The 21956-nt window shown below is 70.9% G+C and carries 22 protein-coding genes and 2 tRNA genes; 12 read left to right on the plus strand and 12 right to left on the minus strand.

Features of this window, described 5'->3' with window-relative positions; translation table 11 throughout:
* The first annotated feature begins 62 nt into the window (after nucleotides 1-62).
* From OHT77_RS28200 to OHT77_RS28210, 3 genes are all read left to right on the plus strand, one after another.
* Nucleotides 63-842 carry an HAD-IIA family hydrolase gene (locus OHT77_RS28200; protein WP_328831221.1) on the plus strand — a complete coding sequence of 260 codons (780 nt, stop codon included), beginning with the start codon at nucleotides 63-65 and terminating at the stop codon, nucleotides 840-842.
* Between the two features lie 101 nt (nucleotides 843-943).
* Nucleotides 944-1495: a hypothetical protein gene (locus OHT77_RS28205; RefSeq protein ID WP_328831222.1), complete on the plus strand. Its 552-nt coding sequence runs from the start codon at nucleotides 944-946 to the stop codon at nucleotides 1493-1495.
* Between the two features lie 6 nt (nucleotides 1496-1501).
* Nucleotides 1502-2188 (plus strand): class F sortase, encoded by a 687-nt coding sequence (locus OHT77_RS28210; RefSeq protein ID WP_328831224.1) that lies wholly within the window; start codon nucleotides 1502-1504, stop codon nucleotides 2186-2188.
* A gap of 324 nt (nucleotides 2189-2512) precedes the next feature.
* Here the strand turns inward: OHT77_RS28210 and OHT77_RS28215 are convergent, their stop codons facing one another.
* The 3 genes from OHT77_RS28215 to OHT77_RS28225 form a co-directional block, all read right to left on the minus strand.
* Nucleotides 2513-3265, minus strand: coding sequence for a GAF and ANTAR domain-containing protein (locus OHT77_RS28215; protein WP_328831225.1), 753 nt, complete (start codon nucleotides 3263-3265; stop codon nucleotides 2513-2515).
* A gap of 109 nt (nucleotides 3266-3374) precedes the next feature.
* Nucleotides 3375-4112, minus strand: a complete 738-nt coding sequence (locus OHT77_RS28220) for a FadR/GntR family transcriptional regulator (RefSeq protein ID WP_328831226.1) — start codon at nucleotides 4110-4112, stop codon at nucleotides 3375-3377.
* Between the two features lie 122 nt (nucleotides 4113-4234).
* Nucleotides 4235-4308, minus strand: a tRNA-Lys gene (locus OHT77_RS28225).
* A 176-nt stretch (nucleotides 4309-4484) separates the two neighbouring features.
* Here OHT77_RS28225 and OHT77_RS28230 point away from each other — a divergent pair.
* From OHT77_RS28230 to OHT77_RS28250, 5 genes are all read left to right on the plus strand, one after another.
* The gene (locus tag OHT77_RS28230; protein ID WP_328831227.1) at nucleotides 4485-5813 is read left to right on the plus strand and encodes a peptidoglycan-binding protein; all 1329 of its coding nucleotides are present in this window, start codon (nucleotides 4485-4487) and stop codon (nucleotides 5811-5813) included.
* A gap of 56 nt (nucleotides 5814-5869) precedes the next feature.
* Nucleotides 5870-6997 (plus strand): SPFH domain-containing protein, encoded by a 1128-nt coding sequence (locus OHT77_RS28235; protein ID WP_328831228.1) that lies wholly within the window; start codon nucleotides 5870-5872, stop codon nucleotides 6995-6997.
* Between the two features lie 97 nt (nucleotides 6998-7094).
* The gene (locus OHT77_RS28240) at nucleotides 7095-7703 is read left to right on the plus strand and encodes a lytic polysaccharide monooxygenase auxiliary activity family 9 protein (RefSeq protein ID WP_328831229.1); all 609 of its coding nucleotides are present in this window, start codon (nucleotides 7095-7097) and stop codon (nucleotides 7701-7703) included.
* A gap of 76 nt (nucleotides 7704-7779) precedes the next feature.
* Nucleotides 7780-8244, plus strand: a complete 465-nt coding sequence (locus OHT77_RS28245; RefSeq protein ID WP_328831230.1) for a DUF3592 domain-containing protein — start codon at nucleotides 7780-7782, stop codon at nucleotides 8242-8244.
* A 39-nt stretch (nucleotides 8245-8283) separates the two neighbouring features.
* Nucleotides 8284-9885, plus strand: coding sequence for a long-chain-fatty-acid--CoA ligase (locus OHT77_RS28250; RefSeq protein ID WP_328831231.1), 1602 nt, complete (start codon nucleotides 8284-8286; stop codon nucleotides 9883-9885).
* Between the two features lie 39 nt (nucleotides 9886-9924).
* On the opposite strand, the gene OHT77_RS28255 is transcribed toward OHT77_RS28250, so the two are convergent.
* The 6 genes from OHT77_RS28255 to ehuB form a co-directional block, all read right to left on the minus strand.
* Nucleotides 9925-9998: transfer RNA gene (locus tag OHT77_RS28255), tRNA-Lys, on the minus strand.
* A gap of 98 nt (nucleotides 9999-10096) precedes the next feature.
* Entirely contained in the window at nucleotides 10097-10855 is a 759-nt protein-coding gene (locus OHT77_RS28260) for an IclR family transcriptional regulator (RefSeq protein ID WP_328831232.1), read from the minus strand.
* Nucleotides 10856-11075: 220 nt separating this feature from the next.
* Nucleotides 11076-11873 carry an ectoine/hydroxyectoine ABC transporter ATP-binding protein EhuA gene (gene ehuA, locus OHT77_RS28265; protein WP_323185334.1) on the minus strand — a complete coding sequence of 266 codons (798 nt, stop codon included), beginning with the start codon at nucleotides 11871-11873 and terminating at the stop codon, nucleotides 11076-11078.
* Nucleotides 11863-12513, minus strand: a complete 651-nt coding sequence (gene ehuD, locus OHT77_RS28270; protein WP_266769030.1) for an ectoine/hydroxyectoine ABC transporter permease subunit EhuD — start codon at nucleotides 12511-12513, stop codon at nucleotides 11863-11865. The genes ehuA and ehuD overlap by 11 nt, the downstream gene beginning before the upstream one ends.
* A complete protein-coding gene (ehuC, locus tag OHT77_RS28275; RefSeq protein ID WP_328831233.1) occupies nucleotides 12510-13217 on the minus strand; it encodes an ectoine/hydroxyectoine ABC transporter permease subunit EhuC in 708 nt (235 codons plus the stop codon). The genes ehuD and ehuC overlap by 4 nt, the downstream gene beginning before the upstream one ends.
* Nucleotides 13214-14131, minus strand: coding sequence for an ectoine/hydroxyectoine ABC transporter substrate-binding protein EhuB (gene ehuB / locus OHT77_RS28280; protein WP_328831235.1), 918 nt, complete (start codon nucleotides 14129-14131; stop codon nucleotides 13214-13216). Before ehuB ends, ehuC begins: the two co-directional genes overlap by 4 nt.
* 47 nt (nucleotides 14132-14178) lie before the next feature.
* On the opposite strand from ehuB, the gene OHT77_RS28285 reads away from it, so the two are divergent.
* The gene (locus tag OHT77_RS28285; RefSeq protein WP_328831237.1) at nucleotides 14179-14673 is read left to right on the plus strand and encodes a DUF3830 family protein; all 495 of its coding nucleotides are present in this window, start codon (nucleotides 14179-14181) and stop codon (nucleotides 14671-14673) included.
* 62 nt (nucleotides 14674-14735) lie between these two features.
* Here OHT77_RS28285 and OHT77_RS28290 read toward each other — a convergent pair whose 3' ends face one another.
* Nucleotides 14736-16112, minus strand: coding sequence for an amidase (locus OHT77_RS28290; RefSeq protein ID WP_328831238.1), 1377 nt, complete (start codon nucleotides 16110-16112; stop codon nucleotides 14736-14738).
* 22 nt (nucleotides 16113-16134) lie between these two features.
* The gene (locus OHT77_RS28295; protein ID WP_328831239.1) at nucleotides 16135-17097 is read right to left on the minus strand and encodes a D-2-hydroxyacid dehydrogenase; all 963 of its coding nucleotides are present in this window, start codon (nucleotides 17095-17097) and stop codon (nucleotides 16135-16137) included.
* Nucleotides 17098-17244: 147 nt separating this feature from the next.
* On the opposite strand from OHT77_RS28295, the gene OHT77_RS28300 reads away from it, so the two are divergent.
* The 3 genes from OHT77_RS28300 to OHT77_RS28310 all read left to right on the plus strand — a co-directional run bounded on the left by OHT77_RS28300 (nucleotide 17245) and on the right by OHT77_RS28310 (nucleotide 19995).
* Nucleotides 17245-18030 carry a maleate cis-trans isomerase family protein gene (locus tag OHT77_RS28300; RefSeq protein ID WP_328831240.1) on the plus strand — a complete coding sequence of 262 codons (786 nt, stop codon included), beginning with the start codon at nucleotides 17245-17247 and terminating at the stop codon, nucleotides 18028-18030.
* Nucleotides 18027-18761, plus strand: coding sequence for a maleate cis-trans isomerase family protein (locus OHT77_RS28305; protein WP_328831242.1), 735 nt, complete (start codon nucleotides 18027-18029; stop codon nucleotides 18759-18761). The genes OHT77_RS28300 and OHT77_RS28305 overlap by 4 nt, the downstream gene beginning before the upstream one ends.
* Before the next feature lie 112 nt (nucleotides 18762-18873).
* The gene (locus OHT77_RS28310) at nucleotides 18874-19995 is read left to right on the plus strand and encodes an LLM class flavin-dependent oxidoreductase (RefSeq protein ID WP_328831243.1); all 1122 of its coding nucleotides are present in this window, start codon (nucleotides 18874-18876) and stop codon (nucleotides 19993-19995) included.
* Here the strand turns inward: OHT77_RS28310 and OHT77_RS28315 are convergent.
* On the minus strand, nucleotides 19983-21668 hold the full coding sequence (locus OHT77_RS28315) for a putative bifunctional diguanylate cyclase/phosphodiesterase (RefSeq protein ID WP_328834364.1): 1686 nt from the start codon (nucleotides 21666-21668) through the stop codon (nucleotides 19983-19985). The two genes, OHT77_RS28310 and OHT77_RS28315, sit on opposite strands and share 13 nt — an antisense overlap.
* Nucleotides 21669-21956: the final 288 nt, after the last annotated feature.

A 21956-nucleotide genomic window follows, 5' to 3' on the forward strand; every position in this document is an offset into this window, starting at 1 on the left:
GGTACGGCGCGGTTCCGGCGCCCCCGCCCACCGCAGACACGCAACGCCAGGAGACAGAGCACATGGCAGACCGCAAGCCCATCGAATCGTGGCTCACCGACATGGACGGTGTCCTCATCCACGAGGGTGTGCCGATCCCCGGCGCCGACGCCTTCCTCAAGAAGCTGCGGGAGTCCGGCCGGCCCTTCCTGGTGCTGACCAACAACTCGATCTACACCCCGCGCGACCTGCACGCGCGCCTGCGCCGCATGGGCCTCGAGGTGCCGGTCGAGTCGATCTGGACCTCGGCGATGGCCACCGCCCGCTTCCTGGACGACCAGCGCCCGGGCGGCACGGCGTACGTCATCGGCGAGGCGGGGCTGACCACCGCGCTGCACGACATCGGCTACATCCTCACCGACCACGAGCCCGACTACGTGGTCCTCGGCGAGACCCGCACCTACTCCTTCGAGGCCATGACGAAGGCCGTACGGCTGATCGACGCGGGCGCCCGTTTCATCTGCACCAACCCGGACGAGACCGGCCCCTCCACCGAGGGCCCGCTGCCCGCGACCGGCGCGGTGGCCGCCCTGATCACCAAGGCGACCGGCAAGCAGCCGTACTTCGCGGGCAAGCCCAACCCGCTGATGATGCGCACCGGCCTGAACGCGATCGGCGCGCACTCCGAGACCAGCGCGATGATCGGCGACCGCATGGACACCGACGTCCTGGCCGGCATGGAGGCCGGGATGCAGACGTTCCTGGTGCTCACCGGCCTGACCCGGCCCGAGCAGATCGAGAACTTCCCGTACCGCCCGTCCAAGGTCGTCGACTCCATCGCGGACCTGGTCGACCGCATCTGAACCCGATCACCCCCTGACTCGCCCGTTCGGAGCAACGGAACGCCGTCAGGGATGCGCGCGGGGGCGGCGAGGAGGAGTCTCCAGATATCTGGAGGTTCACGATGGGTTCACTGAAAGTCACTCTCTGTGCCGGTGCCGCGGTGGTCCTCGCGGCACTCACCCCCACGGCGTACGCGGCGGACGGAGGCGGAGTCTCGGTGACCCCCGCCTCCCCGGCCCCCGGCGCCGACGTCTCCCTCAGGATCAGCGGCTGCGCCGGTACGACGGGCACCGCGGCCTCGGCCGCCTTCGTCGCCGACGCGAAACTCGCGGGCGCGTCCGGCACCCTCGCCGGCGAGACCCGGGTCCGCAGCACGCTGGAGCCGGGCAGCTACGACGTGAAGATCACCTGCGGGAGCCTGACGGTCAAGGGCGCCATCAAGGTCGCGGAGAACGCGTCCCAGTCCCCGACGGCGCAGCCCTCCGAGCAGCCGCCCGCCTCGCCCGTCGCCCCCGTGCACGCGGGCGGTGGCGGTACGGCGCACATGGCGGCCGTGGACGTGCGGGCCGCCGGTCCCGGGACCGCGCAGACGGTGGTGGGTCTCCTGCTGGCCGGTGTCGCCGCGGCGGCCGTGGCGCTGCGCAGCGCCCGCCGGAGCCGCAGGACGGGCTGACCCGCCATGTTCGATCACGACAGGCCCGCCGAGCACGGGCGCTCCTCCGGCACCGGACGGCTGCTCACCGGGGTCGCCTGGGCCGTGCTGCTGCTCGGGCTGTGGCTGTGGGGGCAGGACCTCACCGACATCCGGCAGGGCATATCCGCGCCCGCGACCGGAGACATGGCGGCCGTCGGACGGCCCCCGGAGGCCGAACTCCCGCCCCCCGCCAAGCCGTTGGGTGACAACGCGCTGCCCCAGCGCATCGACATCCCCCAACTCGCCGTACAGGCGCCGGTGGTGGCCCGCCCGCTCGACGCACAGGGCGCGATCGACCCACCGCCGTTCGACCAGCCCGGCGTGGTCGGCTGGTACGGCGGCGGGGTACGGCCGGGAGCCGCGGGCACCGCGCTGCTGGTCGGGCACGTCGACACCGAGACCAGCCCCGCCGTCTTCTACAAGCTCAGCACGCTCCGCCCGGGCCGCACGATCCGGGTGATCCGCGACGACGGCAAGGTCGCCGAGTTCACCGTCGACGACGTCCGCGTCCTGACCCGCGACCACTTCGACGCCCAACAGGCCTACGGCACCCGGCAGTCGGGCCGCGCCGAGCTCCGGCTGATCACCTGCGGCGGCTCCTTCGACCGGGCCAGCCGCAGCTACACGGCCAACGTGATCGTCTCCGCCTATCTCACCGGCACCGGACTGTGACAACCGGGCCCGGCCGACGACCCGCTCCCCCCTGAAGCCGCCGACCGGGCTGGTCCTCAACCGCACGCGCACGGGCTGCGGGAGTAACCCGGCGAACGGCGCGGGAGGTCTGGGAAAACCCGTGAGTGATAGGGACTCTGGCCGGGGGCTGGGGCCGTTGGGAAAGACTCTAGAACGAATGAGTGTCCGGGCCTAGAGGGCAAATGACGCCATGTCCCACGCCAGTTGCTCTGTGTCATATGCAATGGTCACTGTCGATCCGCCGGGCCCGCATGGATCTCCCCTCGCACCCCGACCGGATTGCTCGCCAAGTCCCCTCCAGGTCTAAGGACTTGGCCGCAGCCCGGTGTCGTCCACCGCCCCCTCGATCACCGACCGGGCCACCCGGTCCAGCGGAATCCGGTGCCGCCGCGCATGCCCGCGCAGCGCGCCGAACGCCTCGTCGGTGCCGACCTGCCAGCGCTCGGCGAGCATCCCCTTGGCCTGCTCGATCCGTACCCGGCTCGACAGGGCCTCCTGCAACTGCCCGGCCAGGGAACGGCATTGGGTGTACGCACGCTGGTTCTGCAGGCCCAGCGCGGCGGCGTCGGCGAGCGCCTGCGCCACCAGCACCTCCGAACGCCCGCTGCCGGACGCCTTGTCGGGCACGGTCGGCACGAACACGTTGAGCGCGCCGAGCAGGGTGTCCCGCCGCCGCACCGGCACCGCGAAGGTCGCCGCGATGCCGTGCCGCAGCGCCCGCTCGGTGAACTCCGGCCAGCGGGCGGCCGCGTGGGCCACGCCGATCGACACCGGCGGAACGGCGCGCCCGGAGCCGTAGCTCTCCAGGCAGGGCCCGCCGGAGTGCTGGGCGGCCAGCAGATCGAGGGCGACGTCCTCCCGGCGGCTGCTCGCGGCCAGCGACACCGGCTCACCGGCGTCGATCAGCATGACCCCGGCGGCCCAGGCCGACACCAGCTCCACGCAGTGATCGGACAGCCGCCGCAGATAGTCCCCGGTGTCGAAGGTGTCCGTCAGGGTGTCGGCGACCTCCACCAGAGCCGCGGCGAGCCGCCCCTCCCGGGTCGTGTGCTCCATGACGGCCGCCCTTCCCTCTCCCGGCGCGCACCTACCCAAAGGGAGCGAGGAGTAACGGCCGGTGGACAACACCCCGGTGTCCGCTCACGCGTTGAAGCGGGCGCGAGCGTCAACTCCCCGAAGGGCTCACCGGTCGTACGCGTTCATCGGGGCGGGCCCGGGGATCACGCGGCACGGCTGTGGACAGTCTCGTACGCACGTTGTCGAAGTGCTCTCTTATGGCGTTCTCGGCACGCTTCGCATCCCCGGAGCGGACCGCGTCGAGGATCTCCCGGTGCTGGCGGCAGGTGACTTCGGGGTTCTGGGGGCCGGTCGCGAGGTCGGTGTGGACGCGGTGGAAGGCGTCCCAGAACGCGTCCAGGACCTCGCTCAGCAGGGCGTTGTCCAGGCCCCGGTAGAGCGTGGCGTGGAAGGCGCGGTCGGTGGCCGCGAGGCCGATCCCCTCGGCGGCCTCCCGCTCCATCTGCCGTACCAGCGCGTCGAGTTCGGCCAGGTCCCGCTCGGGCAGCCGCCCCGCGAGCCGTGCGACGAGGCCCGACTCCACGGCCTCCCGCAGTTCGAGCAGCTGGAGCAGGCTGTCCTCGCCCCGGTTGTGCCCGACGACCGTACGGAACGCGAGGCCCTCGACCATCGGCGCGAGCGACATCGGGCCGACGTACGTCCCGAACCCGTGCCGGATCTCGACGATCCCCACCGCCTGCAGCGCCTTGAGCGCCTCGCGCACCGAGTTCCGGCTCGCGCCGAGAAACACCATCAGCTCGGGCTCGGTCGGCAGCGGGGCCCCGGAGGGCAGCCGACGGTCGAGGATGAGCTTCTTGATTCGCTCCTGCAGGTCACGGGCTGCCATGGCCAGAGGGTATCCGGCCAAACGGGGGGAGAGCTGTGTTCCGCCCGCACGGATGTTGGCCGGCACCCGGAGACGCCGGCCACGCAAAAGGCCCCCCGCGATGCGGAGGGCCCTGCTGTCTGTGCGCCGCCAGGGACTCGAACCCCGGACCCGCTGATTAAGAGTCAGCTGCTCTAACCAACTGAGCTAGCGGCGCCTGCTGACCTGCACAACTCTACCGGACGGTGGAGGGTGCTCCGGACCACCCGCCTCCCCGCGCCCGGGCCGGTGTACATCATTCGGACCGTCAACATGCGAGTCCGGAAGACAGTTGAGAAACTGGCGGACGTGCACGAGCGCGGATATTTCCACCTGGAGTGTGAGGGGCATCGCATGGAGACTCCGGTATTCGAGGAATTCGATCCCGCGAGCGATTGCGACTGCCCCGGATGCGTTCAGCGGCGACGCCTTCTGTCATCTTCCACGGCCGGCCGCACCGGCGGTCACCTCGCCGCCCAGCGGGCCCTCGTGATCGCCGCCGCCGCGTCCGCCGCGCTCACCGCAGGGCACACCGCACCGGCCGCGGCCGCCCCCCACGCACCCGCCCGACCCGGCGTCCCCGCAGGTGACAACGGTGACGAACCCGCCACCCCGCAAGGCAGCAAAGCCCCCCTCCACGGCCCGGGCGGCAAACCGGCCGGTGCCGTCAAGGCCCCCACGACCACCCGCGCGGAGATCATCAACCGGGCCAAGACCTGGATCGCCGCGCAGGTGCCGTACAGCATGAACGCGTATTGGTCCGACGGTTACCGGCAGGACTGCTCGGGGTTCGTCTCGATGGCCTGGGGGCTGCCGGGGAACGAATGGACCGGAAGTCTCGACCAGTACGGGGTGCGTATCACCAAGGAGGAACTGGAACCCGGCGACATTCTCCTCTTCCACAATCTGGCGAACCCCGAGAAAGGCTCGCACGTCGTCATTTTCGGCGGCTGGACCGACTACACGCACACCTACTACATCGCCCTGGAGGAGACCCCCTCGCACGCCCGCCGCCAGTCCACCCCGTACGCGTACTGGAGCCACTCGGAGAGCTATGTCCCCTACCGCTACAAGGGCGTGACGGGCGGTACGGAAGGGGTCCCCCCGGTGACGCCGGTGGACGCGGGCAAGACGACCACGCCGTATCCGGGAGCGTCGTCTTTCGGCCCCGGCGCCGACAACAAGTACGTCACCCAGCTCGGCACGATGCTCGTCGCCCGGGGCGCCGGCGCGTACTACACCTCGGGTCCGGGCCCGCGCTGGTCGGACGCGGACCGCCGGGCCACCCAGGCCTTCCAGCTCGCCCAGGGCTGGACCGGCGCGGACGCGGACGGCCTGCCCGGCCCGCAGACCTGGGCACTGCTCGTCACCGGCAAGGGCAAGAACGTCGGCGGCACGGTGCCGGTGGGAGCGGCGGGCCCGCCCGCACCGTCCTCGCACGGCGTCCCCGGCTACCCGGGCAAGGCCGCATTCCGTCCCGGCGCGAACAACAAGTACGTCACCGAGCTGGGAAAGCAGCTGGTCAAGAAGGGGTTCGGCAAGTACTACACGACCGGCCCGGGTCCGCGCTGGGGCGAGCCGGACCGGCGCAACGTCGAGGCCTTCCAGCGCGCCCAGGGCTGGCGCGGCGGCGCGGCGGACGGCTACCCGGGCCCGGAGACCTGGCGCCGCCTCTTCTCGTGAGCCCCACACACCCAAGCACTGTCATGACGCATCTGGCGCGGAGGCTGGAGGCACCTATGAGTACGACGACCACTTCACAGACGCCCGAGAACGAGGGGCCGCCCGAGGGACCGACCCGTCCCGCGCGGCTCATCCAGAACGAGGCGACCACCGAGATCCCCGTCCACCTGCTGTTCCGCGACGACCCCGACCCCGTCTCGGTCCCGCTCAGGCCCGCGGTCGTGGCGCGCCGGCAGGGCACCGGCGAGCAGCCCCGCTTCCGCCGCCCGATCCCGGCCAAGCCGCGCCCGGCCCCGGAGGTCGACCCCGACCTGGCGGAACGCCCCGCGCGGGTGCTCCCGGGGGCGGCGGGCGTGCTCGCCGGTTCCTGCGGCCTTGCCGGCTGCCTCGTCACCTCGTGGTGGGCGGGCGTCCTGCCCCCGCTCGCGACGGAGGCGCTGCGCCTGCCGTTCTACGCCGGTGCCGGACTCGGTCCCGCGCAGTGGGCCGCGTACGCCGGGGCGGGCGCGCTCGGCCTGTTCGGCTTCGGCGGGCTGGCCCGGGGCCGTACCGGACGGGCCTGGGTGCTCGGTCTGTTCGGCCGCTACCGGGGGACCGTCCGGCGCACCGGCCTCATGTGGGTCAACCCGCTGCTGCTGCGCCGCCGGGTCGACGTCCGGCTGCGGCACTGGCGCGGTGAGCCGATGCCGGCGGCCGACGCGAACGGGGTCGCGCTGCGGGTGGTGACGCTGGTGGTGTGGCGGGTGCGGGACACCGCGCGGGCCACGCTCGGGGTCGAGGACCACGAGACGTATCTGCGCGAGTGCGTGGAGGCGGCGCTGGCCCGGGTGCCGGTGGAGCCGCCGGGTGGTGGCGCGAAGGGCGCCGCCGATCTGGCCGCCGATGCGCTGACCCGGCTGGTCGCGGGGGACGCGGCGCCGGTCGGCATCGAGGTGTTCTCGGTGCGCCCGGTCCGGGTGGAGTACGCCCCGGAGGTCGCCGCCGCGATGACCCGGCGCCGTATCGCCACGCTGGACGCGCAGCAGCGGGCGACGATGCTCACGTCGGTCGTCGACTCCGTGGAGGACACGGTGACCCGGCTGACCATGCGGGGTCTGGTGGAGCTGGACGACTACGAACGCAAGGCGTTGGTGAAGGACTTGACCGTCGCCTTCTGCTCGGGACGGGGAGAAGCCGCGCCGTGAGCGGTATGGACACGGTCAAGTAAGGGCAATAATCTGGGACTTGGTCTAGACCTGCACGGCTCACGGAACTCCCCACACGTTCTCCAGGAGCGGCAGCATGCGCAAAAAGACCAAGTGGTACGCCGGTGTGCTCGGGCTCACCACGGCCGGGGCCATCGTGCTCTCGTCCGGGGCCGCCAGCAGCCACGGCTACACCGACCTCCCCATCAGCAGGCAGAAGCTCTGCGCCAACGGCACGGTGACGAACTGCGGTGACATCCAGTACGAGCCGCAGAGCGTCGAGGGCCCCAAGGGCTTCCCGGGGACAGGTCCCGCCGACGGCCAGATCTGCAACGCCGGGATCAGCCGCTTCGCCCAGCTCAGCGCACCGAAGGCGCCGTCCGGCGCCGCGTGGCCGACGACCAGGGTGACGGGTGGTCAGTCGTACACGTTCCGCTGGCAGTTCACCGCGATCCACGCCACGACGGACTTCAAGTACTACGTCACCAAGGCGGGTTGGAACCAGAACCACAACCTGACCCGCTCGGACCTCAACACCACCCCGTTCCTCACCGTCCCCTACAACGGTCAGCGCCCCTCGTCGTCCACCATCTCCCACACCGGCACGCTGCCGTCCGGCCTCTCCGGCCACCACGTGATCGTCGCGGTGTGGACGATCTCGGACACGGCCAACGCGTTCTACTCCTGCTCGGACGTCACCTTCTGAGCATTGCTTGAGACAGTCCGGTGTCCCCCGCGGGTAGGTTCCCTCCACCAAGCGGTACCTGACCTCGGGGGACACCATGGAAGCGCTGTTCTACGTCATACCTCTGCTCATGATCACCCTGGTCGTGTTCGGCGCGGTCGCCGTGGTCCGCCGCTCGCGGCGGGTCAGCAGCGCCTGGAACAGCGGCCTCACGGCCGAGGGCCGCTGTCTGCGGACGTACACGACGACCAGCGGCGGCGGGGACACCATGGTGTCGACGACCCTGCACCACGTCTACGAGTTCACCACCCCCGAGGGTCGCACCGTCCGCTTCGAGGAACCGAACGGCCCGGGGACGGTCCTGGAGGGCGACATCGTCACCGTCCACTACACGGCCGACCACCCCGAGCACGCCACCGCCCACGCCCCGGCCCGAGGAAAACTCGCCGCCGGCACGGGCTGCGTGCTGGTGTTCCTCGGTGTCTTCATCGCCTTCTGCATCGGCTTCATGCTCGTGGTCCACGAGATGTTCTCGGCGGCCGACGACTTCCTGAGCCCGTAGCCTCCACATCTGACGGTACGTCAACTACCGTGCGCCTGCATGGAGTCCACGAGGCGTACCGTCGCGGAACTCGTCCAGGCGCGGTGGGGCGACCACCGCCCGGGACTGTGGTGCGGGAAGCACATGCTCACCCATCACCAGGTGGCGGCCGGCGCCGCGGCCAGAGCCGCACTCCTCACCGACCTGCTGCCGCCCGGCGCACCGCCCCACGTCGGCGTCCTGCTCGACAACACCCCTGAATACCCCCTGTGGTTGAGCGCGGCGGCCCTCGCGGGAGCGGCCGTCGCCGGCATCAACCCCACCCGTCGCGGCCCCGAACTGGCCCGCGACATCCTGCACACCGAATGCCGGATCCTGGTCACCGAACACACCCACCTCCCGCTCCTCGAAGGCCTGCAACTACCGTACGTGGACGTGCTGGTGACGGACACTCAGCCCTACACCGACCTCCTCGCCCCCTACGCGGACGCGCGACCGGACGCCTTCAGCCGGGCCACCCCCGACGACCGCGTCCTGCTCTACTTCACCTCCGGTTCCACCGGCGCCCCGAAGGCCGCGATCTGCACCCAGGGCCGGCTGGCGGCGGCGGGGAAGTCCCTGGTCGACGGCTTCGGGGTGCTCCCGGACGACGTGCACTACATCTGCATGCCGATGTTCCACGGCAACGCGGTGATCGCCGACTGGGCGCCCGCGCTGGTGGCCGGGGCGGGGGTGGCGCTGCGGCGGCGGTTCTCGGCGTCGCGGTTCCTGGACGACGTACGGGAGTACCGGGCCACGTACTTCACCTATGTCGGCCGTGCCGTGCAGTACGTCCTGGCCACCGAGGAGCGCGCCGACGACCGGGACAACCCGCTGCGCATGGGGTTCGGCACGGAGGCGGGGGCGGTGGACGCGGCGGCGTTCGAGCGGCGGTTCGGGGTGCGGCTGGTGGAGGGGTACGGGTCCTCGGAGGGCGGGGCCGCGGTGCAGTGGTCGCCGGGGACACCGGCCGGGGCGGTCGGGCGGGCGGCGCCCGGACTCGTCGTACTCGATCCGGAGACGCGGGCCGAATGCCCGCCCGCGGACTACGACTCGGCCGGGCGGCTGCTCAACGGGGAAGCGGCGATAGGGGAGTTGGTGAACCGCGGGCCCAACCCCTTCGAGGGGTACTGGCGCAATCCCGAGGCGGACGCGGAGCGGCGCAGGGCGGGCTGGTACTGGACCGGTGACCTCTTCTACCGCGACACCGACGGCTACCTCTACTTCGCCGGCCGCACCGACGACCGCCTCCGCGTCGACAGCGAGAACCTCGCCGCCGCGATGATCGAGAACATCCTCGCCCGCTACGACGGCGCCGACGCCGTGGCCGTCTACGCCGTACCGGACCCGGTCACCGGCGACCAGGTCATGGCCACCGTCGCCGGCCGCTTCGACCCCCTCGACTTCGCCGAGTTCCTCCTCGCCCAGCCCGATCTGGGCACGAAGATGGCACCCCGCTTCGTGCGGGTGGTGGAGCGGATGCCGGTGACCGCGACCAACAAGATCCACCGGGCGGGGCTGCGGCGGGAGGGGGTCGCCTGTGCCGATCCGGTGTGGTGGCGGCCGCCGGGGGAAGCGGCCTATCGGCGGCTGACCCCGGAGGACACAGCGATGGCGAGGTAGGTCCGCGTTTTCCGCGGACCTACCTCGCCATCGTCATCGTGCGCCGCCAGGGACTCGAACCCCGGACCCGCTGATTAAGAGTCAGCTGCTCTAACCAACTGAGCTAGCGGCGCGTGACTCACGCCTTCCGCTGGATCTGTGTCTCGCGGAGGGCGACGAGAAAATACTACCTGGTCCGGAGGGGTGCTTCGGACCAACCTCGGGGCAGCCGTCAGATGGCCAGGGAGAGAAGGACCGGGCCCGCCTCGCGGTTCAGGGTGTCGGCCGCCTGGCGCAGGCGGTGGGCGTGCTCGACCGGGAGGGAGAGGGCGAGGCAGCCCACCGAGGAGCCGGCCGTGATCGGTACGGCCGCGCAGACCGTGCCCACCGCGTACTCCTGGAGGTCGAGGTGGGGAACCGTCGGCGGCTGGGTCTCCAGGCGGGAGAGCAGCAGCCGGTCGCTGGTGATCGTGCGCGAGGTGAGGCGGGCCATCTTGTGCCGGGAGAGATGGTCCCGCCGGCCGTTGTGATCGAGCTGCCCCAGCAGGCTCTTGCCGAGCGCGGTCGCGTGCGCGGAGACGCGGAAGTCGACCCATTCGTTGACGGCCGGGGTGGTGGGCCCGGCCGCGTACTGGGTGATCGTGACCTCGCCGTCGACGTACCGGCTGACGTAGACCGCCGCGCCCAGCGAGTCCCGCAGCCGGTCCAGGGTCCGCTGGATCTGCTCGCGCACCGCCAGCTCCCGGCCCGACGCGGAGCCGAGCCGGCTGAGGGACTCGCCGGTGATGTACGCGCCGTCGGTGAGCTGCTCGACGTAGCCCTCGCGGCGCAGGGTCCGCAGCAGTATCGTCAGGCGGTCGGCGCCGAGGCCGGTGATGCGGGCGAGTTCGGTGTCCGTGACACCGGTCGTGTGCCCGGCGACTGTCTCCAGGATGCGCAGGGCGTCCTGGACCGAGTGGTAAGGCGCGGTCGGCTCGTGCATCAGCGCCACGGTGTTTCTCCCTGCGCTCGCTTTTTGGACCGTGATACCGGACAGCGAATCCCTTCCACGATAGCTGTCAAACGGCCGATGTGGAGCGGCTGTTGGCGAGAATGTGGGCCTCTCTACACCCTCCGAACTGCGGCGCGAATCCTTTGGCATATGCCTCGGTCATGCCCCGTGACGTGGACCTTGGGTGTTCGATTGCTCACCTGACGTAGTTGAATAATTGTCAAAGAATGGCGCCGAGAAATTCCCGGGTCCGTTCTTGTTCCGGATCGCCGAAGATCTGCTCCGGCGATCCCGATTCGATGACCTTTCCCGAGTCGAACATCAGGACTTGGTCTGAAATATCCCGGGCGAAATTCATCTCGTGGGTCACACAGAGCATCGTGATGTCGGTGGTGCGGGCGATGTCCCGCAGGACGTCGAGGACGCCCGCGACCAGTTCCGGGTCGAGCGCGGAGGTCACCTCGTCCAGCAGGAGGATCTGCGGCCGCATCGCCAGCGCCCGCGCGATCGCGACACGCTGCTGCTGGCCGCCGGAGAGCTGGGTCGGGCGGGCGCCGGCCTTGTCGGCGAGGCCGACCAGGTCGAGCAGTTCCAGGGCGCGCGCCTCGGCCTCCTCCTTGGGCAGGCCGAGGACGGTGACCGGCGCCTCGGTGACATTGCGCAGCACGGTCATGTTCGGGAACAGATTGAACTGCTGGAACACCATCCCGATCTTCTTGCGGATCTCCCGGACCTGCTTCTCGGGCGCGGGGAAGAGCTGCTCCCCGTCGACGGTGATCGTGCCCTCGTCCGGCTTGGTCAGGGTCATCAGCAGCCGCAGGATCGTGGTCTTGCCCGACCCGGAGGGACCGATCAGGGTGACGTGCTTGCCGGACTCCACGGAGAAGTCGAGGTCGTCGAGCACGGTGTTGGACCCGAAGCGCTTGGTGACGTGGTCCAGGCGGATCAACTCGCTGCCGTCCACCGGGGGGTTGGCGTTGGCGTCGGGTTCTTTCGTCAGGGGCGTGTCAGCGGACAAGGCGTCGCTCCAGGGCTCGGATCAGCAGGGAGGCGGGATAGGAGATGAGGATGAAGGCCACCCCGATCACGGTGATGGGCTCGGTGAACTGGAAGTGGTCCTGGGAGAACAGCCGGGCCCGGCCCATCAGTTCGAGCACGGTGATCACCATGAGGATCGGGGTGTCCTTGAGCATCGCGATCACGTAGTTGCCGAGCGCCGGGACCACCCGGCGGATCGCCTGCGGCAGGATCACGGCCGTCCAGGTCCTGCGCACCGGCAGGTTCAGCGCCGTCGCCGCCTCCCACTGGCCGACGGGCACCGCCTCGATGCCCGCGCGGTAGACCTGCATCGTGTACGTCGAGTAGTGCAGCCCGATCGCGAAGACACCGGTGGTCAGCGCGGAGAAGGTCAGGCCCCACTCGGGCAACACGTAGAAGAGGAAGAAGAGCTGGACCAGCAGCGGGGTGTCCCGGACGAACTCGGTGACGATCCCGACCGGCCAGCGCACCCAGCGCGTCGGCGTCCGCATCAGCAGCGCCCACACCAGTCCGAGGACGAACGAGATCAGCGATCCGAGGACCAGGATCTGCAGGGTGACCTTGAGGCCGTCCCAGAAGTACGGCATGAAATCGCTCACGGCGTTCCAGTCCCACTTCACGAGACACCACCTCCGACGCCCACGGTCCGGCCCCGCTGGGTCTCAGTACTCACGGGCCCCTTGCCGATGCCCGCCTTCAGCTTCTTCTCCAGGCCGCGCATCAGCCGGGTGAGGGCGAACGCGATCACGAAGTAGATCAGCAGGACGTACGTGTAGATCTCCGCGCTCTGCTGCAGCGCGAGCCGCACCAGGTTGGCGCTGAAGGTGAGATCGCCCATGCCCATGACCGAGACCAGGGCGGTGCCCTTGAGGAGTTCGATCAGCAGGTTGCAGAAGGGCGGGATCATCTCGGGTATCGCCTGCGGCAGCAGGATCAGCCGCATCCGCTGCCAGGGCGTGAAGCTCAGCGCGACCCCGCCCTCCTGCTGCGCCGGGTCGACCGCGTTCAGGGCGCCGCGCACGATCTCCGTGCCGTACGCGCCGTAGGTCAGACCGAGCGCGAGGGTGCCCGCCCACAGGGGGACCAGCTGCCAGCCGAAGGCGACCGGGAGGACGAAGAACACCCAGAAGATCATGACGAGGGCGGAGGTGCCGCGGAACACCTCGGTGTAGAAGCCCGCGAGGAAGCGGACGATCCACAGCCGGTGGGTGCGGGCGATGCCCACGACGAAGGCCACGGCGGTCGCCAGCAGCCCGCTGAACACGAGGAGTTGGACGGTGGTCCAGACCCCCTTGAGGACGAGTTCCCAAAGGCCGGAGGTCATCCGCTGCAGAGCTCCTTCGCGGTGAGGTCCGTCATCTCGGCCTTGGTGAACCCGAAGGGCCGCAGGATGCGGAACAGCTCCCCGCTCTTCTTGAGCTTGTGCAGCTCGACGTTGAAGGCGTCCCGCAGCCGGGTCTCGGTCGGCCGGAACGCGAAGGCGCCGCCGTCGATGCGCGGTTTCCCGTCGACGAGCGGGGCGAAGGGCGTGGTCGACTCGGCCTTCGCGGACTTCTGCACGACAGCGCGGGTGGTGAGCGCCGTACCGGCGAAGACGTCGACGCGCCCTGCCTCCACGGCGTTCAGCCCCGCGACCTGGTCGGGGACGATCAGGATGTCGCTCTGCTGGTACCCGGAGTCGACGGCGTGCTGGATCTGCGCGTAGCCGGTGCCGGTGGCGAACTTCGCCTTCTTCGCGACGATGTCCTTGTAGTTGTGCAGCCCCTTCGGGTTGCCCTTGCGGACGACGAAGGCGTCCAGCACCTGGTAGTCCGGGTCGGCGAAGATGACCTGCGCGCAGCGCTCCGGGGTCACGTACATCCCGGCGGCCACGACGTCGAACTGCTGCGAGTTCAGGCCGGGTATGAGCGAGCCGAACTCGGTGGGCACGGGCTGCACCTTGTCGACGCCGAGCCGCTTGAAGATCGCCTCCGCCAACTTCGGTGCCTCACCGGTCAGTTGACCGTCCTTGTCGATGTACCCGAACGGGATCTCACCCGCTATCCCGAGCCGTACGACGCCCTGCGCCTTCAGCCGGGCGAGCAGATCACCGCCGTTCGTCGTCGACGCGGTGGCCACCCGACTGCAGCCGGCCGCGCCCAGCGCACCTGCCGCCGCCACCCCGGCGAGCAGTGCCCGGCGGGTGTGACCCGGCGTGTGACCGGATGTGTGTCTGTCGTTCCCAATTGGTGGAGCCATGGGCGCGCAGCTACCCGACCGCTCCCGGGTTATGCACCCTGGAAGACATGACGGATCACTTCATCGAGGTCTCACTCGCAAAGCGGAACGTCCACTGCCGGGCAAAACTGCTGGTAGACCGCGCCCCGCTGACGTGCGCGGCCATCTGGAACGCACTCCCGCTAACCGGCGACGTCTACCACGCCAAGTACGCCCGCAACGAGATCTACGCCCTTTTCCCGCCATTCGCAGAAACGGAACCCCCGCTGGAGAACCCCACGGTCACCCCCATACCGGGCGATCTCTGCTATTTCGCCTTCGCCGGCACGGAACTCGGCACGAAGGCCTACGGCTACGACCGCGAGGTCCGCGCCGGTACGACCCTCGTCGACCTGGCCCTGTTCTACGAACGCAACAACCTCCTCCTCAACGGCGACGTGGGCTGGGTGCCCGGCATCGTCTGGGGCCAGGTGGTCGAGGGCCTGGACGAGATGGCGGAGGCGTGCAACGACCTGTGGCGGACGGGGGCGGCGGGGGAGAGCCTCAGCTTCCGGCGCGCGTAGGAAGCCATGCCGATGCGGTCGCCGCCGGAGTGACGTCCGGCGGCGACCGCGGGCATCCCGGCTCAGGCGGCGCGGTCCAGCGCGTGCGCCGCGCGCAGCACCAGCTCGTCCCGGTGCCGGGCCCCCACGATCTGCATCCCGATCGGCAGCCCGTCGCCGTCGTTCCCCACGGGGACGGTGACGGCGGGCTGCTGGGTCAGGTTGAAGGGGTACGTGAACGGGGTCCAGCCGGTCCAGCGGCGGTGCCCGGAACCCTTGGGGACCTCGACTCCCGCCTCGAACGCGGTGATCGGCAGCGTCGGCGTGACGAGGAGGTCGTAGCGCTCGTGGAACAGGCCCATCCTGCGGCCGAGTTCCATCCGGGCGTCCACCGCCGCCAGGTAGTCCAGCGCGGAGAAACCCCCTCCCGTCGCGCAGATCTCGCGCAGCCCCGGGTCGAGCAACTCCCGCTGCTGCGGGGAGAGTTTCTGCGTCACCCGGGCCGCGCCGCTGAACCACAGGGTGTGGAAGGGGTCCACCGGGTCGCTGAAGTCGGGGTCGGTCTCCTCGACGTACGCGCCGAGCGCGGCCAGCCGCTCCACGCCCCGCCGTACCGCCGCCGCGACCGCCGGACGCACCGCGACCTGGCCGCCGAGGGACGGCGAGTACGCGATCCGCAGACCCTGCACACCGTCCGCGAGGCCCTCGCGGTAGGAGCCCGGCGGGCGGTCCAGGCCCGACCAGTCACGGGCGTCCGGGACACCGATCACGTCCAGCAGCAGCGCCGCGTCCGCCGCGTCCCGCGCCATCGGCCCGACGTGCGACAGCGTGCCGAACGCGCTCGCCGGATACAGCGGCACCCTGCCGTACGTCGGCTTCAGCCCGACGATCCCGCAGAAGGAGGCGGGGATACGGACACTGCCGCCGCCGTCCGTGCCCAGCGACAGCGGGCCCGCGCCGAGGGCAACGGCCGCCGCGCTCCCGCCACTTGAACCGCCCGCCGTGCGCGAGGGGTCATGCGGGTTGCGGGTGACGCCCGACAGCGGGGAGTCCGTGACGCCCTTCCAGCCGAACTCCGGGGTCGTCGTCTTGCCGATGAACACCGCGCCGTGCTCCCTGAGCCGGGCCACGGAGGGCGCGTCCTCGTCCCAACTGCCCTGCTCCGCAATGGTCTTGGAGCCGCGCAGGGTGGGTGTGCCGCGTTGCAGCAGGATGTCCTTCACGGTGGCCGGCACCCCGTCGAGGAGCCCGGCCGGTTCGCCGCGCCGCCAGCGTTCGGCCGATTCGGCGGCCTGTGCCAACGCGCCCTCCGCGTCGAGCCGTACGAACGCGTTCACCGCGGGCTGTATCTCCTCGGCCCGTTCCAGGGTCGCGCGGGTCGCCTCCACGGGACTGAACTCCCGTCTGCGGTAACCGTCCAGGAGTTCCACGGCGGTCAGCTCGGTGAGTTCGGTCGTCATCCGGCCCTCCAGAGTGGGGAGTTCAGTGCCCCGGTACGTACCCGCGCTTCTTGTCGACCACGTTCGGCAGCGGCTTTCCCGCCTCCCATCTCTCGTACGCCGCGACGAACTGCGTCCCGAGCTCGTCCCGCCAGCCGACCGTGTCGCCGCTCATGTGCGGGGAGACGATCAGTCCCGGGACCTGCCACAACGGGCTCTCGGGGGTGAGGGGTTCGGCCTCGAAGACGTCCAGGGCGGCGCCCGCGATCCAGTGCTTGGTCAGCGCCTCGGCGAGCGCGTCCTCCACGACGAGCTGTCCCCGGCCGACGTTGATGAAGCGCGCCGAGGGCTGCATGCAGCCGAAGCGGCGGGCGTCGAACATGCCCCGGGTGTCGTCGGTCAGCGGGGCCGCCGCGACCACCCAGTCGGCGCGGGCCATCAGCCGGTCGAGCTCGCCGGGGCCGTGGACACCGGTGCGCGGGGTGCGGCCGACCAGCGCCGTGGTCACCCCAAGTGCCTTGAGCGTACGGACGATCGCCCGCCCGATCGGCCCGGAGCCGACCACACACGCACGCGTCCCGGCCACCCGCTGCGCCTCGCGGTGCCGCCAGGTCCGCTCCCGCTGGAGCTCCAGCGTCCTGGGCAGGTCCTTGGCCATCGCGAGGACGAGGGCCGCGACGTACTCGGCGATCGGCTGGTCGAAGACGCCCCGCGCGTTCGTCACCACCGTGTCGGAGTCCGCGAGTTCGGCGCACATCAGGTGGTCCACACCCGCGCTCGCGGTGTGCACCCAGCGCGGCCGGGGACCCTCACCCGGCCAGGCGGAGCGCACCGCGTGCGAGGTGAAGTCCCACACCAACAGGACGTCGGCGGACGGGAGTCGATCGGCGAGCGTCGACGCGTCGGCGTGCTCGACGCGCACCCGGCCGGTGAGCTTCCCGAGCCTCGGCAGCGGGTCGGCGTCCAGGACGAGAAGGGTGGGCAGGGCGGCGGGAGTTGCGGTCATGCGAAGCCGTTTCTCGCGGGGGAGTACAGGGCGCGGCCGTCTGACATGCACGGATTGACCACGCTCGCACTCGAACCTACCTTCGTCAACACGGACGCCCGCACGGACCGTTGTCACCCCGTTTCTCTTGGTGAGGCCGGTGTAGCCATGCATGTTTCCTTCCTGGGCGGACCCCGCCCGCAGCGCGGTGTCGGTGTCGTCGCCCCCTTCGACTTCGCGCTGGACCGCGAGTTGTGGCGCTGGGTCCCCGACGACATCTCGCTGCATCTCACGCGGACGCCGTTCGTCCCCGTCGAGGTCAGCCTCGACCTGGCCCGGCTCGTCAGCGAGCACGAGACGCTGCACGACGCGGTCCGCACGCTGAACGCGATCGCCCCCGAGGTCGTCGCGTACGCCTGCACCTCCGGGAGCTTCGTCGGCGGGATCGCCGGGGAGCGCGCGATGTGCGAGGCGATGACCCGGGCCGGCGAGGTGCCGTCCCTGACCACCTCGGGCGCCCTGCTGGCCGCCCTCGCCGACCTGGGCGCCCGCCGTATCGCCCTGGTCACGCCGTACACGGTGTCCGTCACCCAGTCCCTGGAGGAGTACCTCGCCGAGGCGGGCGTCGAGGTCACCGGCCGCGCCTTCATGGGCCTGACCCGGCACATCTGGAAGGTGCCGTACCGCGATGTCGTCGACATGGCCCGGCAGGCCGTCAAGGGCGAGGCCGACGCGCTCTTCATCAGCTGCACCAACCTCCCGACGTACGACGTGATCCCCCAGCTGGAGGCGGAACTGCGGATACCGGTCGTATCGGCCAACCAGGTCACGATGTGGGCAGCGCTGCGCCGACTGGGTACGCGTGCGGTGGGCCCCTATCAGGCGCTGCTGGACGAATCGGCGCGCCGCCGGGGTCCGGTACTGCCCGAAGAACACCAGGAAGGCTGGTCATGACCGCACTCGGATTCCTCTACCCGGGCCACTCCGCCGAGGACGACTACCCGCGCATGGAACAGCTCCTCGGCAGCGACGTCCGCCTCGACGTGGTCCACACGGACATCGGCGAGGACGCGCACCGCGTCGACGCGCTCCTGGAGATGGGCTCCCCCGAGCGGCTGACGGCAGGCGTCGAACAACTCCGCATGTCCGGCGCCGAGGCCGTCGTCTGGGCCTGCACCAGCGGCAGCTTCGTCTACGGCTGGGAGGGCGCCCAGGGCCAGGTCCGCGCCCTCGCCCGGTCGGCGGGCCTGCCCGCGTCGTCGACATCCTTCGCGTTCGTGCACGCGGCGCAGGAACTGGGGGTGCGGCGGGTCGCCGTAGGGGCCACGTACCCGGACGACGTGGCGGCCCTGTTCGCGGCCTTCCTGCTCGCCGGGGGAGTGGAACCGGTCACCGTGCGCGCCTCCGGGATCATCACCGCCGCCGAGGTCGGCACCTGGGGCTACGACGAGGTGCTCGCCCTGGCCCGGGCGGTGGACGGCCCGGACGCCGAGGCGGTCCTCCTCCCGGACACGGCCCTGCACACGGCCGCCCACATCCCCGACCTGGAGAAGCAGCTCGGCAAGCCGGTCCTCACCGCCAACCAGGTCACCGTCTGGGAGGCCCTGCGGCTGGCGGACCGCAAGGTCAACGCGCCGGACCTGGGCGCGCTGTTCACCAAGGAGCCGCTCGTGCAGGCGGGCTGACCCGCACGGTCCGTCACGGGGTGCTCCGGGGAATAAACCGGAGACAGCCTCCTGTTACGCGGTGACGGAGCGGAGAAGGACACCGCACAGCTCACAACAGGAGGCACCCACCGTGGCGGCAGACGACGAGGTCCGGGGCACGACCGACGAGATCCGGGGGACCGCACAGGGCACCGCCCCCGTCCCCCTCTCCGTACTGGACCTGGTGACCGTGGGCGCCGGCCGCACCGCCACCGACGCGCTGCGCACCAGCGTCCGGATCGCCAAGCTCGCCGAGACGCGCGGCTTCCACCGCTACTGGGTCGCCGAGCACCACTCGATGCCGGGCGTCGCCTCCTCCTCGCCGGCCGTGATCCTGGCCCACCTCGCCGCCCACACCGAGCGCATCCGCCTCGGCTCGGGCGGCGTCATGCTCCCCAACCACGCGCCGCTCGTCATCGCCGAGCAGTTCGGCACCCTGGAGGCGCTCGCCCCGCACCGCGTCGACCTCGGCCTCGGCCGCGCCCCCGGCACCGACGGCGCCACCGCCGCCGCCCTGCGCCGCACCGACCGGCTGAACGAGGGCGCCGACGACTTCCCCGAGCAACTCGCCGAACTCACCCGCTTCCTGGACGACGACTTCCCCTCCGGCCACCCCTACGCCCGCATCCACGCGGTCCCCGGCCCGATCCAGTCGACCTCGCCCGGCGGCGTCCAGTCCCCGCACCGCCCGCCGGTCTGGCTGCTCGGCTCCTCCGGCTTCAGCGCCCGGCTCGCCGGCATGCTCGGCCTGCCGTTCGCCTTCGCCCACCACTTCTCCGCGCAGAACACCATCCCGGCGCTCGACCTCTACCGCGAGTCGTTCCGCCCGAGCGCGGTGCTCGACGCGCCGTACGCCCTGATCGGTGTCTCCGCCCTCGCCACCGACGACGAGAAGGAGGCCCGCCGCCAGGTGCTGGCCGCCGCCCTCAACATGGTCCGGCTGCGCACCGGCCGCCCCGGCCTGGTGCCCACCCCCGAAGAGGCCGAGGCGTACGAATTCAGCCCCATGGAGCGGGAGTTCATCACCTCCTGGAACGCCAACGTGATCCACGGCACCGCCGACGAGGTCCGCGCGGGCCTCGACGACCTCCAGAAGCGCACGGGCGCCGACGAGTTGATGCTCACGTCCCACGCCCACAACGGCGACCTGCGGCTGCGCTCGTACGAACTGATCGCGGACGCCTACGGTTTGACGGTAGCTCAGGAAGCCTGATTGCAGGCCTTCGTCCCCAGCAGTTCGGAGATACGATCCGGCGTCACCGGGCGGGAGTACAGCCACCCCTGTCCGGTGTCGCAGCCGATCCGGCGCAGCCGGGTCGCCTGAGCCGAGGTCTCCACGCACTCGGCGGTCACCGAGAGCCCGAGCCGGTGGGCGAGCTGGATCATCGCCTCGACGATGACCTCGTCCGCCGGGTTCGGCGCGACGCCCTCGCCCTCGTACTGGAAGCCGCGCACGAAGGAACCGTCCAGCTTCAGCACGGAGACCGGGAGCCGGCTCAGATACGCCAGGTTCGAGTAGCCGGTGCCGAAGTCGTCGATGGCGATGTGCACCCCCATCTCGCTCAGCGCCTGGAGCGCCTGCAACGGCCGCCCCGCCGACCCCATCACCGCGGACTCGGTCAGCTCCAACTGCAGCAGATGCGGGGCGAGTCCGGTCTCGGCCAGCGTCTCGGCGACGTCCGCGACCAGGTCCGAGTCCCACACCTGCCGTACGGCCACGTTGACGCTCACGAAGATCGGCGGCTCGTCCGGGTGGTCCAGCTGCCAGCGCCTGGCCTGACGGCAGGCGGTGACCAGGACCCAGCGGCCGAGCTGCACGATCGAGCCGTCCTCCTCGGCCAGTCCGATGAACCGATTCGGCGTCAGCATGCCGAACTGCGGGTGGTTCCAGCGCACCAACGCCTCGACGCCGCGCAGCCGTCCGGTCTCCATCCCCACCAACGGCTGGTATTCCAGGGTGAATTCACCCCGCTCGATGGCGGGGCGGAGCGTGGAGGCCAGCGCCTGGCGGGTCATCCGGTGCGCGTTGCGCTCCGGATCGAACAGCGTCCAGCGGGACTTGCCGTCCGCCTTCGCCCAGTACAGCGTCGTGTCGGCGGCCTGCATCAGGCCGGTGGCCGTCGTACCGGACGCGTGCCGCTCGACCACACCGATCGACGCCGACAGCGACAGCCGCTGCCCCGACAGGTCGAACGGCGCCTGCAGCGCCTTCAGCACCGACTCGGCCAGATCGGCGAGTTGGTCGGTCCCGGTCGAGTCCTCGACGAGCAGCGCGAACTCGTCCCCGCCGAGCCGCGCCACCAGCGGTGAACTCGCCCGGGCGTAACCGGCCTCGTCCGCGCACCGGGTCAGCCGCTCGGCCACGGCCGCCAACAGCCGGTCGCCGATGCGGTGTCCGAGGGTGTCGTTGACCGCCTTGAAGCCGTCGAGGTCCAGATAGCACAGGCCGATCCGCCCGGTGCCGCCCTGTTCGTACGACTCCGCCTCCAGCGCGGCCGACAGCCGCTCGAAGAACAGGGTGCGGTTGGGCAGCCGGGTCACCGGGTCGTGCATCTCCAAGTGCCGCAGCCGCGCCTGGAGTTCACGGCGGGCACTGATGTCGGTGAGCGACAGCAGCACACCGTGCTCCTCGGCGGCGAGCGGTGCCGCACTCACCTGCACCCACAGCACATGCCCATCGGGATGCTTGACCCGCCGCGTACAACTCAACTTGGCCTGCCGCCCGCCCAGCACCTCGCGATACGCATCCCAGGTCCGCGCGTCCGACTTCAGATCCATCAACTCCGCCGCGACCATCCCGGTGAGCGCGGCCCCGGGCTTCCCGAGCAGCGCGCCGAAGGAGTCGTTCGCACTGACCACGAGGCCTTCACGGTCGACGACGGCCATGGCGAGGGGCGCGGCGGAGAAGGCGGAACCGTAGCGACCGCCTTCGGGGGAGTCATGGGGGTCGAGGGAGGCGAGGGGGTCGAGGGACTCGCCGGGGTCAAGGGGGCTGACGGAGTCGCCGGGGTCGACGGGGCCAGCAGACGCACCGGGCTCGCCGGACAGGCTGAACTCGACCGGCACACTGACCGACCCGGGCTTGCGGGATTCGGCGGTGCCGATGTGCTCGGGGGACAGGTTGGCTTCGACCGGCAGGCTGACCGACCCGGGCTTGCGGAAATCGGCGGTGCC

Source organism: Streptomyces sp. NBC_00252 (assembly GCF_036187565.1).
GTDB lineage: Bacteria > Actinomycetota > Actinomycetes > Streptomycetales > Streptomycetaceae > Streptomyces.

Coding starts and splice junctions, on each gene's coding strand:
- OHT77_RS28315 (WP_328834364.1), bottom strand. CDS start 21,668: ATGGCCGTCGTCGACCGTGAAGGCCTCGTGGTCAGTGCGAACGACTCC.
- OHT77_RS28250 (WP_328831231.1), top strand. CDS start 8,284: ATGGAGTCCACGAGGCGTACCGTCGCGGAACTCGTCCAGGCGCGGTGG.
- OHT77_RS28200 (WP_328831221.1), top strand. CDS start 63: ATGGCAGACCGCAAGCCCATCGAATCGTGGCTCACCGACATGGACGGT.
- ehuC (WP_328831233.1), bottom strand. CDS start 13,217: ATGACCTCCGGCCTTTGGGAACTCGTCCTCAAGGGGGTCTGGACCACC.
- OHT77_RS28295 (WP_328831239.1), bottom strand. CDS start 17,097: ATGACCGCAACTCCCGCCGCCCTGCCCACCCTTCTCGTCCTGGACGCC.
- OHT77_RS28285 (WP_328831237.1), top strand. CDS start 14,179: ATGACGGATCACTTCATCGAGGTCTCACTCGCAAAGCGGAACGTCCAC.
- ehuB (WP_328831235.1), bottom strand. CDS start 14,131: ATGGCTCCACCAATTGGGAACGACAGACACACATCCGGTCACACGCCG.
- OHT77_RS28290 (WP_328831238.1), bottom strand. CDS start 16,112: ATGACGACCGAACTCACCGAGCTGACCGCCGTGGAACTCCTGGACGGT.
- OHT77_RS28300 (WP_328831240.1), top strand. CDS start 17,245: ATGCATGTTTCCTTCCTGGGCGGACCCCGCCCGCAGCGCGGTGTCGGT.
- OHT77_RS28240 (WP_328831229.1), top strand. CDS start 7,095: ATGCGCAAAAAGACCAAGTGGTACGCCGGTGTGCTCGGGCTCACCACG.
- OHT77_RS28235 (WP_328831228.1), top strand. CDS start 5,870: ATGAGTACGACGACCACTTCACAGACGCCCGAGAACGAGGGGCCGCCC.
- OHT77_RS28210 (WP_328831224.1), top strand. CDS start 1,502: ATGTTCGATCACGACAGGCCCGCCGAGCACGGGCGCTCCTCCGGCACC.
- OHT77_RS28305 (WP_328831242.1), top strand. CDS start 18,027: ATGACCGCACTCGGATTCCTCTACCCGGGCCACTCCGCCGAGGACGAC.
- OHT77_RS28215 (WP_328831225.1), bottom strand. CDS start 3,265: ATGGAGCACACGACCCGGGAGGGGCGGCTCGCCGCGGCTCTGGTGGAG.
- OHT77_RS28220 (WP_328831226.1), bottom strand. CDS start 4,112: ATGGCAGCCCGTGACCTGCAGGAGCGAATCAAGAAGCTCATCCTCGAC.
- OHT77_RS28205 (WP_328831222.1), top strand. CDS start 944: ATGGGTTCACTGAAAGTCACTCTCTGTGCCGGTGCCGCGGTGGTCCTC.
- OHT77_RS28245 (WP_328831230.1), top strand. CDS start 7,780: ATGGAAGCGCTGTTCTACGTCATACCTCTGCTCATGATCACCCTGGTC.
- OHT77_RS28230 (WP_328831227.1), top strand. CDS start 4,485: ATGGAGACTCCGGTATTCGAGGAATTCGATCCCGCGAGCGATTGCGAC.